The organism is Massilia sp. Dwa41.01b, assembly GCF_014171775.1.
GTDB lineage: Bacteria > Pseudomonadota > Gammaproteobacteria > Burkholderiales > Burkholderiaceae_D > Telluria.
The window spans coordinates 4,830,115-4,845,725 of the sequence record NZ_CP050454.1 but is presented as its reverse complement, the minus strand read 5'-3'; the positions used below and the strand labels follow the sequence as shown (position 1 = coordinate 4,845,725).

Below are 15,611 nucleotides of genomic sequence, written 5' to 3'. Positions count from 1 at the left end.
GCGAATACCGTTGAGGACTGGTCAACCGTTGGGCCGGTTACGCCCTGAGATAACTCATTCGTTAGGATAGATACATGACAAAGAATATCGCCATTGTTGGCGCGGGCTTTTCCGGAGCTGTGATCGCCAACCAGCTCGCCCATGCAGGCTACAAGGTCGAGGTGTTCGAATCCCGCCCTCACGTTGCCGGCAACTGCCACTCGGAACGCGACGCCGAAACCGGCGTCATGCTGCACGTGTACGGCCCCCACATCTTCCACACCGATAACGAGCGCGCCTGGGAGTTCGTGAACCGCTACAGCCGTTTCATGCCCTACGTGAACCGCGTCAAGGCGATCACCAACGGCAAGGTCTTCACCCTGCCGATCAACCTCTTGACCATCAACCAGTTCTTCAATAAGACCCTGCGTCCGGCCGAGGCGGAAGTCTTCCTGCAGTCGCTGGGCGACAAGTCGATCGAGAACCCGCAAACCTTCGAGGAGCAGGCGCTGCGCTTCGTCGGCCGCGAGCTCTACGAAGCCTTCTTCAAGACCTATACCGTCAAGCAGTGGGGCCTGCAGCCGAGCGAACTGCCGGCCAGCATCCTGAAGCGCCTGCCGGTGCGCTTCAATTACGACGACAATTATTTCAGCCACAAATACCAGGGCATGCCGGAAGAGGGCTACACCGCACTGGTGCAAAACATCCTCGACGTGCCGGGCATCACCGTGCACCTGAACACCCGTTTCGACCCGGACCTGAAAGCCGACTACGACCACGTCTTCTACAGCGGCCCGATCGACGCCTGGTTCAAGCATGCCGAAGGCCGCCTGCCTTACCGCACGCTCGACTTCGAAACCTTCCGCGACACCGGCGACTACCAGGGCAATGCGGTCATCAACTACTGCGACAACGAAAAGCCCTATACCCGCATCACCGAACACAAACACTTCTCGCCGTGGGAAAAGCACGAGAAGTCGATCATGTACGCGGAATACAGCCGCCAGTGCGAAGAGAAGGATATCCCTTACTATCCGATCCGCATGGCACGCGACAAGGAGCAGCTCGAGCGCTACATCAATCTCGCGCAGCAGGAAACCAACGTCACCTTCGTGGGCCGCCTGGGCACCTATCGTTACCTCGACATGGACGTGACGATCAATGAGGCGCTGATCACCTCGGACAAGTTCCTGGCCTGCGCCGGCGACAAGTCGGCCATGCCGGCGTTCACGATCAATCCGCTGGGCTGATTCCGGGACAACCGACAAGCCGCCGTCGCTGCCGGGACCCCCGACAGCCGCAATGCCCGCCGCACCACCCGTGCAGCGGGCATTGTCATTTCTGCGGTCGAGCGAAGCTTGATACCTTGACAAAGGCAGCATTCCTTCGTAAATTTCTGTATGAACAGAAATTAGCGAAGAAAGAGAAATCATGGCACTCAGCCCAACCGAACAGAAGTTTGTCCTGCACTGGGGCGAGATGGGCGCCCGCTGGGGCGTGAATCGCACCGTGGGGCAAATCCACGCCTTGCTATTCCTGGCCAACCGCCCCCTCTCGGCCGACGACATCGTCGACGCGCTGGGTGTGGCACGTTCCAACGTCAGCAACAGCATCCGCGAGCTGCAAAGCTGGAAACTGATCAGGGTGACCCACCTGATGGGCGACCGGCGCGACCATTTCGTCGCCCTGCAGGACGTATGGGAAATCTTCCGTGTCATCGTCGAGGAGCGCAAGCGTCGCGAAATCGATCCCACCCTGACGGTCTTGCGCGAGTGCGCCATCGAAGGCGAGGGCGATCCGGGCATGGAGGAGGGCTCACTCGCGCGCATTCACGAAGTGCTCGGCTTCCTCGACATGCTCACCACCACCTACGAGGACTACAAGCACCTGCCGCCGGCCACGCTGCAGCGCTTCCTGAAAATGGGCGGCAAGGTCGCGCGCTTTCTCGGCCCGGACGACAGGAGCGCCACATGATGCCCGCACCCTCCGCCATGCATGCCGCGCCTTTCCCTGCCGCGCGCACCCGATCCGGTGCCGGCTTGCGGACCTGGTCGATCCGCTGGCTATATGCGGCCGTCGCGCTGCACCTGCTCGTCGGCCTGCTGCTGCCCTGGGTTGCCGCCCACCCCCTGCTGGACGGCTATCACGCAGGAATCGAAGCCGCCTTCTACGGCCCCGCGGCGCCGCCAGCCGCACGTTCGCACCAGCTGTGGTGGATGGCCCTGTTCGGCGCCACCGTGCAGGCTGCAGCGGTCTGGATGGGCGCCCGGTGTGGCTGGGTGCGCGCGGGCGCCTGCCGTTCGTTGGGTCGCGCTGGGCGCTGGCCTCGTACTGTGGGCGCCGCAGGACATCGCGGTGTCGCTGCAGGCCGGCTGCTGGTCCCATGTATGGCTCGACACGCTGGCCCTCGTTGCCATGCTCCCGCCCCTGGTCTACCTGTTCGTGCATGACCGCCGCGACAACAAGCACGAGGTGACAGCATGAATACCCACACACTGGCGTTGGGGTTGCTGGCGGCCCAGGGCTGCCTCGGCGCCTTCGACACCCTGTTTCACCATGAACTCACCGAGGCGCTGCCCAAGCGGGCGAGCGCGCGCCTGGAGCTGGGCATCCACGCGGTGCGCGCACTCATCTACAGCGCCCTGTTCATCGGCCTGGCGGCCTGGGAGTTCCACGGCCTGTGGGCCCTCGTGCTGCTGGCCGTATTCGCGGTGGAGATCGCGCTGACGCTGTGGGACTTCGTGGTGGAAGACCGTACGCGCCTGCTCCCCGCGACGGAGCGCGTCACGCACACGGTGCTGGCCATGAATGGCGGCGCTTTCATCGCGCTGCTGGCCTTGAATGCGCCGGGCTGGCTGGCGCAACCCACGGCGCTGGCCTGGCACCCGCATGGCCTGCTCTCCGTGTTCACGGGACTGTGCGGCATCGGGGTGGGCGTGTCCGGTGTCCGCGATGGCCTGGCAGCGCGGGCGCTCGGCAAACAGGCGGAGCAGCCGGCCGAGCCTGTGCGCTTTGCCGATACGCCGCGGGAGGTACTCGTGACCGGCGCCACCGGCTTCATCGGCCAGAAACTGGTCGCCGCCCTGCTGGCCGATGGCCATCGCGTGACCGTGCTCACCCGTCAGGCCAGGGCGGCGGCATGGATGTTCAATGGCCGCATCGAATGCATAGCGTCGATGGATGCGCTGCCCCGCTCGCGCCGGTTCGACCTGGTCGTCAACCTGGCCGGGGCGCCTGTCCTCGGCTGGCGCTGGAGCGCCGGGCGGCGCGCAGTGCTGCGGCGCAGCCGGGTGAGCCTGACGCAAAAACTGGTCGACTGGATCGCCACGGCCGAGCACAAGCCGGCCTTGCTGCTGTCGGCATCGGCGATCGGCTACTACGGCGTGCAGGCGCGCGGCGACGACCGGGCGCTGACCGAGGACGCACCGCCGCAGCCGATCTTCATGTCGGACTTGTGCCGCGAATGGGAAGAGGCAGCCCGAGGGGCGCAGGCCTTCGGTGTCCAGGTCGCCCGTATGCGCATCGGCGTGGTGCTGGGCCGCAGCGGTGCGTTGCCGATGATGCTGTTGCCGGTAAAGCTGGGGATCGGTGGCCCGCTGGGCGATGGCCGCCAGTGGCTGTCATGGATTCATGTGAACGACGTGATTGCGGCCATGGGCCACCTGGCACGCAGGGGTGAAGGGGGTGCCTTCAACCTTGTCGCGCCCGAATCGGTATCCCAGGCGCAGTTCGGCCGCACGGCGGCCAGGGTGCATCGGCGTCCATTCGGCTTCCCGACGCCCGGCCTGCCGATGCGTGCGGTGCTTGGCGAGCAGGCGGACCTGCTGCTGGAAGGACAACGCGTGCTGCCCGAGCGCCTGCTGGCGGGCGGCTTTTCGTTCCGCTATCCGCATCTGGAAGGCGCCCTGCGCAGCCTGGCAGGCTGAAACTCCCATTCGGCTGAACGTTCGCCAAGCGCCCGCAGCCTTGACGCCGGTTTCAGGACGGGCTCGTTATTTGCGGTGCCACGCGCACGATGTAACACTTGGTTGTCGAGAATATTTACACCTGTTATTTAGAGGACAGCGCGGCGTTTTCTAGAGGATTGATTTTTATCAATATTTTTCCTTGGCACAATAATTGCTAAAAGGGAATCTCCAATCCTAATCGTGAAGTCCTGAACAATGAATAAATATATGACCGCCTTGCTGCTCGCAGCTGGCATGACCCTCTCGGCAGGCGCGAGCGCTGCCGTCATCAACGGCACCATCCGCACCATCGACGGCGACGCCGACGGTATCGTGGACGACCTGAAGGTGTCGCGCGTCGTGTTCGACGTGACGGCCGGTACCAACGTCTTTTTCGATTCGCTGGTGTGGGAAGCGACCGGCGTCGACCTCAACGGCGACGGCAAGATCACCGGTTTCGACAACTACATGGTCCTGTTTGACGGCACCACCCGTCTGGTCGAGAACGACGATTCGGGCGCAACCTTTGGCGACGGCTCCGTGCATCGCTACGACTCGACGATCCAGTACACGTTCGACCGTGCCGGTACCTACATGATCTCGATCGGCCAACTCCGTTACGACTTCGCTTCGGCTCTGCAGGGCTATTCGAAGAACACCATCTTCAGCCCATACTCCCCGAGCATCGAACAGTTCGGCGCCTGGCGCCTGACCATGACCGCGGCCAACGGCAAGCTGTCGAACGTGCGTGAAGTCGGCGTCAGCGAAGTGCCGGAGCCAGCCAGCCTCGCGCTGCTGGGCCTGGGCCTGGCCGGCATGGCCGTACGCCGCAAATCGAAAAAGGCAGCCCAGGCTTGATTGCCGAGGTGCCCCTGCGCCGGGCGCGCCATCCCGTCTGGTGACGGATTACTTGCCCTGCTCGCACTGAACGGCCCGGTCGCCACAAGGACCGGGCCGTTTTTCATGGAACCGGGCAAGCGTGAACCAGGCAGCGGCCGCGCGCCAGGCGAACGCCATGGCGGCAGCCAGCGCTCAGAGGGGCAGTTCGCCCACCAGCAGCAGCGAGACCGGCTTGCCGGTGTCCGGGTGCAGCGGCTCGTGCAGTTCGGTCAGGCGCAAGCCGCTCCGGCGAACAGGGCGACCCAGCTGCCGAGCGTGCGGAAGTACCATGGCGGCGCATCGCGGAAGGCGTCGCTGAAACCGGCCCAGCTGCCAGGACGCCAGCCGTCGAGGTAGGGCGCGTCGCCGCATGCCATCAGCGGATGCACGGTCTGCACGATCAGGGTGCCGCCCGGGCGCAGGTAGCCCGGTGCCGCCCGCAACAGGCCCTCGGTGGCTTCCTTGCCGATGAGCGAAAAATTACAGATGGCAACATCGGCCGCCAGTTGTAATGCACCCGCTGCGATGTCTTCGTAGGCAAGTTGGCGGAAGTCGCCGCCGCCCGCGGCCCGTGCCGACTCGACCAGGGCGGCAATCGCGTCGACCCCGACCATCTCCACCTCTGGCAGTGCCCTGACCAGCCAGCCTTCCCCACAGCCGAGATCGACGCCGGTGCGGGGTGAGCGTGCGCGCACGGCCGCGACGATGGCGGCGTCCGTCACCAGTGCACGCGAAGCGATTTCCTGCCTGCGCACGGCGTCCACCCAGGGCGCCACGTTGTGCGACCACGACGCGAGGATGCGCGCGTCGCTCAGTTCGCCGCCGGAATCGCCGCCTCCGCTGTCGCTGCCGCTGCCGCTGCGCTCGTGCATGCTAGTTCCGCCTGCGCGCGGCCGCCGGCGCCTTCACCACCGCACTGTCGGGCCGCAATTGCCCTTCGCTGTCGCGCACTTCGACCGGCCCGAGATCGAGCTTGCGCAATTGCGGCAGGATGCGCTTGCGGTCGCCCACCGCCACCACGACCAGGCGCTGCGGGTCGAGGTAGCGGCGCGCGGCGGCCTGGACGTCGGCCGCGGTGACGGCGGCCAGGCGCGCCGGCAGGGCATTGTAGTAGTCCAGCGGCAGGTCGAAGAGGAAGGTCTCGGCCAGGCTGGCGCCGATGTCGCTGTTGGTCTCGAAATGGTTGGGCAGCGACAGCAGCTGGGCGTTGCGCGCGCCCGCCAGTTCGGCCGCGCCGAGCGGCTTGTCGAACATGGCCCTGGGCTTCGCGCAGCAGTTCCGAAATCGCGGCGCCGGTGGCGTTCGCGCGCACGCTGCCGGCCACGATGAAGGGCCCGGCGCTGCGGTCGTAGCGGAAGCCCGAGTAGACGCCATAGGTATAGCCCTTGTCCTCGCGCAGGTTCTGGTTGATGCGGCTGGTGAACAGGCCGCCGAAGGCCGCGTTCATGACTTCCAGCGCCGGAAAGTCGCGTGTCCTGCGTGCGGCGCCGATGCGGGTCAGGCGCAGCGCGGTCTGGCCGGCGCCGGGATGGTCCACCAGCACGACGCGCGCTCCTGTCGTTTCCGGCGTACCCGGCGCCGGCAACGGCGTTTCGGCGCTCTTCCAGCCGAGGAAGCGCGCCTCGGCCAGGGCTGTCAATTCCTTGCGCGAGATGTCGCCCGAGACCACCAGCGCGGCATTGCCGGGCACGTAGTGGCGGCGCCAGAACGACAATACATCGTTGCGCGTGACGGCGCGGATCGCCGGTTCGGTGCCGAGCTGGCCGTAGCCGTAGGGGTGGCGCGGACCGTACAGGGCGCCGGCCGCGGCGACCGCCGCCACCATTTCCGGCTCGTCGCGCTGCTGCATCAGGTCGCCCAGGCGGCTGGCGCGCTGGCGTTCCACTTCCGCGTTCGGAAAAGCGGGGTGCTGCACCACGTCGGCCAGCACGTCGAGCGCCGCGCCGAAGTTGGCGCGCAGCGCCAGCAGCGACACCGTCGAGGCACTGGTGCCGCTGTCGGTATCGAGGAAAGCGCCGAGCTGGGCGATTTCATCGGCGATGCCCGGGGCGCTGCGCGTGGCCGTCCCTTCCGTCAGCATCTGCGCCGTGAAGCCGGCCAGGCCGGGGAGGCCAATCGGATTGGCGTCCGAACCGCTTTTGATGACCAGTTCCGCCGCCACCAGCGGCAGCGCCGGGTTGTAGTGGTGGATCACGGTCAGGCCATTGGCCAGCTTGAACGACTCGCCGCGCGGCAGCTCCATGCGCGGCGCCGGGCCCGCCTTCGGCATGCGCGCGCGCCAGGCCTCGGCTTCGTTGATGCCCGCGGCCCCGGCGCGAGGACGTGCCTTGGGCGGCGGCGGCGCCGGCGGATCGGGCGGCAGTTCCGGCGTGCCGGGCACGGCCGACACCAGCACGCGCGCATGCTGCTGCAGCCAGGTGTGGGCGGCACGCCGTACGTCGGCCGCCGTGATGCGGCGCAGGCGCGCCACGTCCTCGGTCAGGTAGCCGGGGTCGCCCGTGTACTGGTTGTAATGGTTCAGTTGATCGGCAAGACCGTCGCCGCCCAGCTTTTCCAGCGAGCTGATCATCGCTGTCTCGATCTGGTTGCGCGCGCGTTCGACTTCGCGCTCGGACGGGCCCTTGTCGCGCAGGGCTTTCAGCTCCTCGTCGATCGCTTCCTCCAGTTCGCGCGGCGTGTGGCCGGTGCGGGCGGTGACTTCGATCAGGAAGGTCGAGGTCAGCGCGCGCGAATCCTGGTTGGCGTCGACATCCTGGGCGATCTGGCGGTCGTACACCAGCGATTTATACAGGCGGCTGGACTTGCCGCCGGCCAGGATCTGCGCCAGCACGGCGAGTTCCGCATCGCCGGGCTTATAAGCGGGCGGCGTCAGCCAGCCCATGTAGAGGCGCGACAGTTCGACCCGGTCCGGCACCACCAGGCGTTTCTCGGCCGTGATCGGCGGCGTGGCAACCGTCGGGCGCACGACGGCCGGGCCGCGGCGCAGGCCGCCGAAATACTTCGCCACCAGGGCGCGCGTTTTCACCTTGTCGATGTCGCCGGCGATGACGATGCTGGCGTTGTTGGGGCCGTAGTAGCGCGTGAAGAAATCGCGCACGTCGGCCAGTTTCGCATTCTGGATGTCGGTGTGGGAACCGATCACCGAGGCGCGGTAGGGGTGGCCCTCGGGGAACAGCGCGTGGTTCAGCGCTTCTTCGACGATGCCGTAGGGTTCGTTCTCGACGGTTTCGCGCCGTTCGTTGCGCACCACGTCCTGCTGGTTGGTCAGCGACTTCTGGTCGAGCACGTCGAGCAGGTAGCCCATGCGGTCGGCGTGCACCCACAGCGCCAGTTCCAGCTGGTTCGAGGGCACCGTGTCGTAGTAATTGGTGCGGTCGTAGTCGGTGCTGCCGTTGCTGTCGCTGGCGCCGGCCCCTTCGAGCAGGCGGTCGGCCAGGCCGCGCGGCAGGTGCTTGCTGCCGGCGAACATCATGTGCTCGAACAGGTGGGCAAAGCCCGTCAGGCCGGGCACTTCGTTGGCCGGGCCGACGTGGTACCAGACGTTTACCGCCACCAGCGGCAGGCGCTTGTCTTCGACCAGGATCACCTGCAGGCCGTTGGGCAGGGTGTACTTGTCGAAGGCGATGGTCGGGATGCCGGGCAGGCTGGTGCCCGCAGGCGTGCTGGCAGCGCTGCCGGCGGCAACGCCAGACGCCCCGGCGCCGCCTGCCTGCGCGCCGGCACCGTTCAAGGCGGCCATCAGCAGCGATGCGGCGAACAGCGGACGGGTTTTCATGGATGCTCCTGGTGAAATCGGGTCAAGGTGATGAAGGTTCAATGGCAGCCGGTCGCGGCCTTAGTGGCAGCGACCGCTACCGTGGTCGGGCGGCGAGGGGTTCGGCAACTGGGGCGCGGTCGCTTCCGGAACTCCCAGTCGTAGCCGCCCGGGTAGAGGCGCAGGCGCAGGACGCCGTTGCGGCTGGCGTCGCGCGTTTCGCTGTGCGCGGCCAGGCGCAGGAAGGGCGTCGGATAGGCCGCCGCCGGTGCCGACCACGAACTGGCGGATACCGCCCGGGTCGCGCCGGCCGTCCGCATCCTGGGGCGCGAAGCGTTCGTAATCGTGGTCGTGGCCGGACAGCACCAGCTCGGCGCCGGCCGCGTGCAGCAGGGCCCAGGCCTCGCGCATCTTCGGCACGCTGCCGTGCCCGCCCGAACTGTACAGGGGATGGTGCCAGAATGCCAGCGTGCAGGGCGGTTCGGGCGCCCGCGGCGGCGGGCGCGCCTGCCAGTTCTTCCTTCAGCCAGGCCAGCATGGCCGCATGCGCGCCGGGTGCCAGGTTGCTGTCGAGCGAGATCACGCGCCAGGCGCCCAACTGCAGGCTGTAGTAGCCGCGTCCGGCGCGCGCGCCGAAATAGGCGAAGTAGGGCGCTGCATCCTTCGTGTAGTACTCGTGGTTGCCCGGCGCCGGCCAGGTGCGGTCCTTGAAGCGGCCCAGGTGGGGCCATAGCACCAGGTGAACTCGGCCGCGGTGCCGCGCGGGTAGGTATGGTCGCCCAGGGTCAGGACCACGGCCGCCGGGTCCGCGGCAAGCCCGGCCGCGACCACGGCGGCGGTGTCGGCCGCGCCCGACCAGCGCGGGTCTGGATGGCGGCAGCGGGCAATGTCCCCTACGGCGTAGACGGTTTGCATGGCCGCCTGGCCGGGGGCAGGCGCGGCCGTGGCGCCAGGGGCCACCAGCGGCGTGCCCGCAAGGAGCGCGCACGCGGCCAGCGCCCGGGCGGCGCGGCCGGGTGCCGGCGGCCGGCTGGCCACTATTCGATGAAGCGGAGCAGGCCGCGCAGCGCGTGCATCACGGTCTGTTCGCGCACGGACTGGCGGTCGCCCGCGAACACCGGGCGTTCCGTATAGACCGTCTCGCCGCGGGCCCAGCCGAAGCAGACCGTGCCGACCGGTTTGCCGGGCACGGCGCCGGTCGGTCCGGCGATGCCGGTGGTGGAGACGGCCACGTCGGCCACGCTGTTCGACAGCGCGCCGGCAGCCATCGCGCCGGCGACTTCCTCGCTGACCGAGCCGCATTGGGCAATCAGCGCGGCCGGCACGTCGAGCATCTCGGACTTCGAGGCATTCGAATAGGTGACGAAGCCGCATTCGAACCAGCCGGTCGAGCCGGGAATCTCGGTCACGGCCTGCGACACGCCGCCGCCGGTGCACGACTCGGCCGTGGCAAGGATCAGGCGCTTGGCCTGCAGCGCCGCACCCACTTTCGTAGCAAGTTCGATCAATTCGTTGGACACGGGAGCTCCTCCAGGTTGAGCGCACCGGTAGCGCCGGCGCTGGCGGCAGCGGGCGGCCGCCACGATTCATTCTAGCGCGACGAGGCCGCGACCGGTGTGGCAAACTTGCATGGATTGCCATCCTGCGCTATCCAAAGACCACGCGAGCGGGTAGAGTTGCAGGCGTTCCGGTTCATGAAATGTCTTGTATGCACTTTACGTGCGACATGGCCGCAAGCCGGACTGCTATCCTCACCGCGGCGGCTTCCGCCGCGTTTCTTTTTTTCAATTGAACTCATGCTGTCTGAACATTTCACGTGCTGCCGCGAAAGGCCGGCGCGGTCGTGATGGCGTTCGCCGTCCGTGCTGCGCATCCGGCGCGCTGGCTGCTGCTCGTCCTGTGGCTGCTCGCCGGGTGCGCCGCTGCCCAGCCGGCGCGCGTCGAGAGCGCGCTGAAGGCGGCCTACCTCGTCAAGTTCGCCGGCTTCGTCGACTGGCCGGGCACGGCATTCGCGCGTGCGGACAGCCCGCTTGTCATCGGCGTGGCCGGTAATGAGGAACTGGCGCAGCAACTGGAGCAGATGGTGGCGGGACGCAAGGTCGGCAGCCATCCGTTGACGGTGCGCCGCCTGCGCCGCGGCGACTCGCCTGCCGGCCTGCAGGTCCTGTACGTCGGCAACCTGGAACGCGCCGCCAGCGCCGAACTCCTCGATGCCGCGCGCGGCCTGCCGCTGCTGACCGTCAGCGACGCCCCCGAGGCGCCGGCCGGCATGATCCACTTCGTGTTGATGGGCGACCGGCTGCGCTTCGAGGTCGCGCTGCGCGAAGTCGCACCGAGCGGCCTGAAGATCAGCGCACGCATGCTGGCCGCCGCCTGGCGCATCACGGGGACCACATGAACGTCCCGCGCGAGGATAGCCACATGCGCGGCGCGACCTCGATCCGTCGCAAGCTGGTGCGGGTGGTGATGGCCACCACCCTGGCCGCGCTTGTCGTGTCGGTGGGCCTGGTGATCGGCTACGACCTGCGCAGCTACCACCGCGCGCTGGTGAACGACCTCTCGACCCAGGCCGAACTGGTCGGCCACATGAGTTCGGCCGCGCTGGCGTTCGACGACGCCCGCCTGACCGGCGAGAACCTGGCGCTGCTGCGCACCCGGCCGATGGTGGACACGGCCGCCATCTACGACGAACACGGACGCCTGTTCGCCTCGTATGCCGCGCGCGGCGCGGCCGCCAGCGTACCGGCGCGACCCGAGCCGGCCGCGGCCCGCATCGAGGGCGAGCACGTCGTGGTGTTCCGGCCCATCGTCGAGAACGGCGAGACCGTCGGCACCGTCTACCTGCGCGCGGAGAACCGGCTGCTGGCGCGCACGCTCGACTACCTCGGTATCGCGCTCGGCGTGATGCTGGTGGCGCTCCTGATCGCCTATCTGCTGATGCGGCGCATGGGCCGCGTCATCACCGCGCCCATCGTCGCCATCACCGAGATCGCGCGCGACGTCGTCGCCACCCGCGACTATTCGCGCCGCGCCCCGCGCATCAGCGACGACGAGGCGGCCGAGCTGGCCGATTCCTTCAATGCCATGCTGGGCGAAATCGAAGAACGCACGCGCGAGCTCGAGGACTCGAACCGCGAAATCGTGCGCGAGGCCAAGGAGCGTTCGCGCGCCCAGCAGGAAGTGATGCGCCTGAACGAACAGCTCGAGCACCGGGTCGACGAACGCACGATGCAGCTGGCGCTGGCCAATGCCGAACTGGCCAACGCGATCGACGAGGCGCGCCGCGCCAACCAGGCGAAATCGGCCTTCCTGTCCTCGATGAGCCACGAACTGCGCACGCCGCTCAACGCCATCCTCGGCTTCGCCCAGATCCTGACCTCGGAAGCGCTGCCGACCAGCGACGTGCAGAAGAAGGAGTTCGCCAACCACATCCTGAAGTCGGGCCGCCACCTGCTCACGCTGATCAACGAAATCCTCGACCTGGCCAAGGTGGAGTCGGGCACGATCTCGCTGTCGATGGAGCCGGTGGAACTGAAGGAAATCCTCGACGAATGCCGCTCCATGATCGAACCGCTGGCGGCGGCGCGCGGCATCCGCGTGCTCTTCCCAGAGCGCGTGGGCGCGGTGCTGCAGGCCGACCGCACGCGCCTGAAGCAGGTCTTGCTCAACCTGCTGTCGAACGCGATCAGTACAACCGCGACGCCGGCGCCGTGGTGCTCGACTGCGTGCAAGTCGCGCCCGACCGGCTGCGCATCGCGGTGCAGGATACCGGCATGGGCCTGCGTCCGGAGCAGCTGGCCAGCCTGTTCCAGCCCTTCAACCGGCTCGGCCAGGAAGCCGGCGCCCAGGAAGGCACCGGCATCGGCCTGGTGGTGACGCGCCGCCTGGTCGAACTGATGAAGGGCAGCATCGACGTCAGCAGCAGCCCGGGCGTGGGCAGCGTGTTCTCGATCGAGCTGGGCATCGCCGCGCCGCAGGGCAGCGCGGCCGGCCCGCACCTGCCGGCGCCGCCGGCCGCGCCGGCGCACGCGGACGCGGCGCCGCACCTGCTGCTGTATGTCGAGGACAATCCCGCCAACCTGCGGCTGGTCGAAGAGATTGTGCGCTTCCGCTCCGACCTGCGCCTGCTGGCCGCCGCTGATGGTCCGCGCGGCCTGGCGCTGGCGCGCACCCAGCACCCCGAGATCATCCTGATGGACCTGAATTTGCCGGGGATGAGCGGCGCCGAGGTGCTGGCCGAACTGCGTCGCGATCCCGCCACCCACGACATTCCGGTGATTGCCCTGACCGCCAGCGCGATGGCCAGCGATATCGAGCGCGGCCTGGCGGCGGGCTTCTTCCGCTACCTGACCAAGCCGATCGACATCGACAAGTTCAACGAGGCGATCGACGGCACGCTGGCGCACCTGCGCACGGCGAAAGGAGTCGCTACATGATCACGCCTGCCGACGTGCGGCGCGCACGGGTGCTGGTGGTCGACGACCAGCCGGTGAACGTGCAGCTGCTCGAATACCTGCTGAAAACCAGTGGCTACGAACACGTGCACAGCACCACCGACCCGCGCCAGGTGGTGTCGCTGCACCTGAAGTACCGCTTCGACCTGATCATCCTCGACCTGCACATGCCGGGCATGGATGGCTTCGAGGTAATGGAAGCGCTCAAACCCCTGGAAAGCGAATCCTGGCTGCCGGTGCTGGTGGTGACGGCCGAGCCGGACAAGAAGCTGGCCGCCCTGGAAGCGGGCGCGCGCGACTTCATCGGCAAACCCCTCGACACCGTCGAGGTGCTCACGCGTATCCGCAACCTGCTGGAAGTGCGCCTGATGCACCGCGAGTCGCGCGAGCACGGCGCGCGCCTGGAACGCACCGTGCGCGAGCGCACCGCGGCCCTGGAACGCTTCCGCACCGCGATGGATGCCACGCCCGACGGCATCTTCCTGATCGATGCCGCCAGCCTGACCCTGGTCGACGTCAGCGACGGCGCCTGCCGCATGCTGGGCTTTTCGCGCGAGGCGCTCTTGCGCATCGACCCGGTGGCGCTGGGCCTGACCACGGCCGAGCAGCTGCAGCGCCACATGGCCACCAACGCCGCCGCCCACGAGACCGACATCGCCGAGACCGAGCTGCTGCGCGTGGGCGGAGAGGGCGCGGTGCCGGTCGAGATCAGCTGGCAGTGGCAGGAAGCCGGCTCCAGCAAATTGCTGATCGCGGTCGCACGCGACATCAGCGAGCGCCTGCAGGCGCAGCGCCGCCTGAAGCACCTGGCCAGTTTCGACGCGCTCACCGGCCTGCCGAACCGCACCCTGTTCTTCCAGAACCTGCGCGAGACGATCGAGCTGGCCCGGGACAAATCCTGGCGCGTGGCGGTGCTGTTCATCACGCTCGACCGCTTCAAGATCATCAACGATTCGCTGGGCCCCGCGCTGGGCGACGAGCTGCTGCGCGAATTTTCGAACCGGCTGGTGCGCGTGATGGACCTGCGCGACGCGGTCGGCCGCCTGGGCGGCGACGAGTTCGCGGTCATCCTCAACATGACGCGCGAGCGGCAGGACGAACCGGCGCATGTCGCCAACGAGATCCGCGAGGCGCTGCGCGCGCCCTTCGACCTGAACGGGCAGAAGGCGGTGCTCACCGCCAGCATCGGCATCGCCGTCTACCCCGACGACACGACCGACCCGGGCACCCTGGTGAAATACGCCGACACGGCCATGGTGCGCGCGAAGGAAGCGGGACGCGACGGTTACCGCTTCTTTACCGCCGGCATGAACGTGCAGGTACTGGCGCGGCTCGACCTCGAGCTGGCACTGCGTGGCGCGCTCGAAGGCCGGCAGTTCGTGCTGCACTACCAGCCCAAGCTGGAGTTGTCCACGGGCCGCGTGTGCGGCGTCGAGGCGCTGCTGCGCTGGCACCGTCCGGGCCACGGCCTCGTCTATCCGGCCGAATTCGTGCCGGTGCTGGAAGAAACGGGCATGGTGGTGCGCATCGGCGACTGGATCATCGACGAGGCCTGCCGCCAGATCGCCGAGTGGAACGCCCGGGCGTGCGCGAGGTGCGCGTGGCGGTGAACGTCTCGAGCCGCCAGTTCGTCGAGGGCGACCTCGAAGGCGTGGTGCGCGCGGCGATCGGCCGCCACGACATCGATCCCGGCATGCTGGAACTGGAACTGACCGAAAGCGCGCTGATGACGAGTGCCGAGCGCACCATCGAAGTGCTCGAGCGCTTGAAGGGCCTGGGCATCCGCATCGCGATCGACGACTTCGGGACCGGGTATTCGAGCCTGGCTTATTTGAAACGCTTCCCGATCGACAAACTGAAGATCGACATCGCCTTCGTGCGCGACATCGTCACCAACCCCGACGACGCCGCCATCGCGCTGGCGATCATCAGCATGGCGCACAGCCTGCACATGCAGGTGGTGGCCGAAGGGGTGGAGACGCGCGCGCAAATGGCCTACCTGCGCCGCCACCGCTGCGACGAGATCCAGGGCTTTCACTTTTCGCGCGCGCTGCCGGCCTCGCAGCTGGCCCAGCTGGTGCGCCACAACCGCGACACGCCGAGCAAACCCGCCGCCGACGACAGCAATGTCCAGACCCTGCTGGTGGTGGACGACGACCCCGATACGCTCAGCGCACTGCACCGCCTGTTCAGGCGCGACAACTACCGCGTGCTGACCGCGTCCACGCCGGCCGAAGCCTTCGAGCTGCTGGCGCTGTACCGGGTGCAGGTGGTGATGTGCGACCAGCGCATGCCGGTCATGAGCGGCACCGAATTCCTCAGCAAGGTCAAGGAGATGTACCCGGACACGATGCGCATCATCCTGTCGGGCTATACCGGCATCACGACCGTGCTCGACTCGATCAACCGCGGCTCGATCTACAAGTTTTATACGAAGCCCTGGGTCGACAGCGAGCTGCGCGACAACGTGCGGCTGGCGTTCCGCCATTACTGGATGGAGCATGGGCCGTATGACGACCGCAAGGTGCCGCGGGCGGGGTAGGGCTTGTCTGCGTCGTGCGGGCAATCGTGACCTTGTCCAACGGTGCGCCATGCCGG

General features: G+C 67.6%; 13 protein-coding genes and 1 pseudogene. 9 read left to right on the top strand and 5 right to left on the bottom strand.

Features of this window, described 5'->3' with window-relative positions; all coding sequences use genetic code 11:
- The first annotated feature begins 74 nt into the window (after nt 1-74).
- From glf to G4G28_RS22275, 5 genes are all read left to right on the top strand, one after another.
- Entirely contained in the window at nt 75-1,229 is a 1,155-nt protein-coding gene (glf, locus tag G4G28_RS22295; protein ID WP_182989978.1) for a UDP-galactopyranose mutase, read from the top strand.
- A 181-nt stretch (nt 1,230-1,410) separates the two neighbouring features.
- Complete coding sequence (locus G4G28_RS22290) at nt 1,411-1,953, top strand: GbsR/MarR family transcriptional regulator (protein ID WP_182989977.1); 543 nt, start codon at nt 1,411-1,413, stop codon at nt 1,951-1,953.
- A gap of 381 nt (nt 1,954-2,334) precedes the next feature.
- On the top strand, nt 2,335-2,463 hold the full coding sequence (locus G4G28_RS27670; protein ID WP_267875261.1) for a hypothetical protein: 129 nt from the start codon (nt 2,335-2,337) through the stop codon (nt 2,461-2,463).
- Nucleotides 2,460-3,905 (top strand): TIGR01777 family oxidoreductase, encoded by a 1,446-nt coding sequence (locus tag G4G28_RS22280; protein WP_183107842.1) that lies wholly within the window; start codon nt 2,460-2,462, stop codon nt 3,903-3,905. The genes G4G28_RS27670 and G4G28_RS22280 overlap by 4 nt, the downstream gene beginning before the upstream one ends.
- 237 nt (nt 3,906-4,142) lie before the next feature.
- On the top strand, nt 4,143-4,784 hold the full coding sequence (locus G4G28_RS22275) for a DVUA0089 family protein (protein ID WP_182989976.1): 642 nt from the start codon (nt 4,143-4,145) through the stop codon (nt 4,782-4,784).
- A 251-nt stretch (nt 4,785-5,035) separates the two neighbouring features.
- On the opposite strand, the gene G4G28_RS22270 is transcribed toward G4G28_RS22275, so the two are convergent.
- From G4G28_RS22270 to G4G28_RS22250, 5 genes are all read right to left on the bottom strand, one after another.
- Nucleotides 5,036-5,677 carry a bifunctional 2-polyprenyl-6-hydroxyphenol methylase/3-demethylubiquinol 3-O-methyltransferase UbiG gene (locus tag G4G28_RS22270; RefSeq protein ID WP_229507779.1) on the bottom strand — a complete coding sequence of 214 codons (642 nt, stop codon included), beginning with the start codon at nt 5,675-5,677 and terminating at the stop codon, nt 5,036-5,038.
- Complete coding sequence (locus tag G4G28_RS22265; protein ID WP_229507778.1) at nt 5,617-8,580, bottom strand: pitrilysin family protein; 2,964 nt, start codon at nt 8,578-8,580, stop codon at nt 5,617-5,619. The genes G4G28_RS22270 and G4G28_RS22265 overlap by 61 nt, the downstream gene beginning before the upstream one ends.
- A gap of 60 nt (nt 8,581-8,640) precedes the next feature.
- Nucleotides 8,641-8,979: a hypothetical protein gene (locus G4G28_RS29500; protein ID WP_183107841.1), complete on the bottom strand. Its 339-nt coding sequence runs from the start codon at nt 8,977-8,979 to the stop codon at nt 8,641-8,643.
- A 159-nt stretch (nt 8,980-9,138) separates the two neighbouring features.
- Nucleotides 9,139-9,597, bottom strand: a complete 459-nt coding sequence (locus G4G28_RS22255; protein WP_183107840.1) for a hypothetical protein — start codon at nt 9,595-9,597, stop codon at nt 9,139-9,141.
- Complete coding sequence (locus G4G28_RS22250) at nt 9,597-10,079, bottom strand: CinA family protein (RefSeq protein WP_182989975.1); 483 nt, start codon at nt 10,077-10,079, stop codon at nt 9,597-9,599. The genes G4G28_RS22255 and G4G28_RS22250 overlap by 1 nt, the downstream gene beginning before the upstream one ends.
- A gap of 296 nt (nt 10,080-10,375) precedes the next feature.
- Here G4G28_RS22250 and G4G28_RS22245 point away from each other — a divergent pair, with 296 nt between their 5' ends.
- The 4 genes and pseudogenes from G4G28_RS22245 (at nt 10,376) to G4G28_RS29485 (ending at nt 15,555) form a co-directional block, all read left to right on the top strand.
- Complete coding sequence (locus G4G28_RS22245) at nt 10,376-10,957, top strand: YfiR family protein (protein ID WP_182989974.1); 582 nt, start codon at nt 10,376-10,378, stop codon at nt 10,955-10,957.
- Complete coding sequence (locus tag G4G28_RS29495; RefSeq protein ID WP_374039753.1) at nt 10,954-12,435, top strand: histidine kinase dimerization/phospho-acceptor domain-containing protein; 1,482 nt, start codon at nt 10,954-10,956, stop codon at nt 12,433-12,435. The genes G4G28_RS22245 and G4G28_RS29495 overlap by 4 nt, the downstream gene beginning before the upstream one ends.
- Nucleotides 12,318-12,995 carry a response regulator gene (locus tag G4G28_RS29490; protein ID WP_374039752.1) on the top strand — a complete coding sequence of 226 codons (678 nt, stop codon included), beginning with the start codon at nt 12,318-12,320 and terminating at the stop codon, nt 12,993-12,995. The genes G4G28_RS29495 and G4G28_RS29490 overlap by 118 nt, the downstream gene beginning before the upstream one ends.
- Nucleotides 12,992-15,555 (top strand): annotated as a pseudogene (locus tag G4G28_RS29485) (EAL domain-containing protein). The gene G4G28_RS29490 and the pseudogene G4G28_RS29485 overlap by 4 nt, the downstream one beginning before the upstream one ends.
- Nucleotides 15,556-15,611 lie beyond the last annotated feature (56 nt).

Bases quoted from the DNA above. Each gene is read 5' to 3' on its own strand.
- glf (WP_182989978.1), top strand. From the start codon at position 75: ATGACAAAGAATATCGCCATTGTTGGCGCGGGCTTTTCCGGAGCTGTG.
- G4G28_RS22290 (WP_182989977.1), top strand. From the start codon at position 1,411: ATGGCACTCAGCCCAACCGAACAGAAGTTTGTCCTGCACTGGGGCGAG.
- G4G28_RS22280 (WP_183107842.1), top strand. From the start codon at position 2,460: ATGAATACCCACACACTGGCGTTGGGGTTGCTGGCGGCCCAGGGCTGC.
- G4G28_RS22275 (WP_182989976.1), top strand. From the start codon at position 4,143: ATGAATAAATATATGACCGCCTTGCTGCTCGCAGCTGGCATGACCCTC.
- G4G28_RS22270 (WP_229507779.1), bottom strand. From the start codon at position 5,677: ATGCACGAGCGCAGCGGCAGCGGCAGCGACAGCGGAGGCGGCGATTCC.
- G4G28_RS22265 (WP_229507778.1), bottom strand. From the start codon at position 8,580: ATGAAAACCCGTCCGCTGTTCGCCGCATCGCTGCTGATGGCCGCCTTG.
- G4G28_RS29495 (WP_374039753.1), top strand. From the start codon at position 10,954: ATGAACGTCCCGCGCGAGGATAGCCACATGCGCGGCGCGACCTCGATC.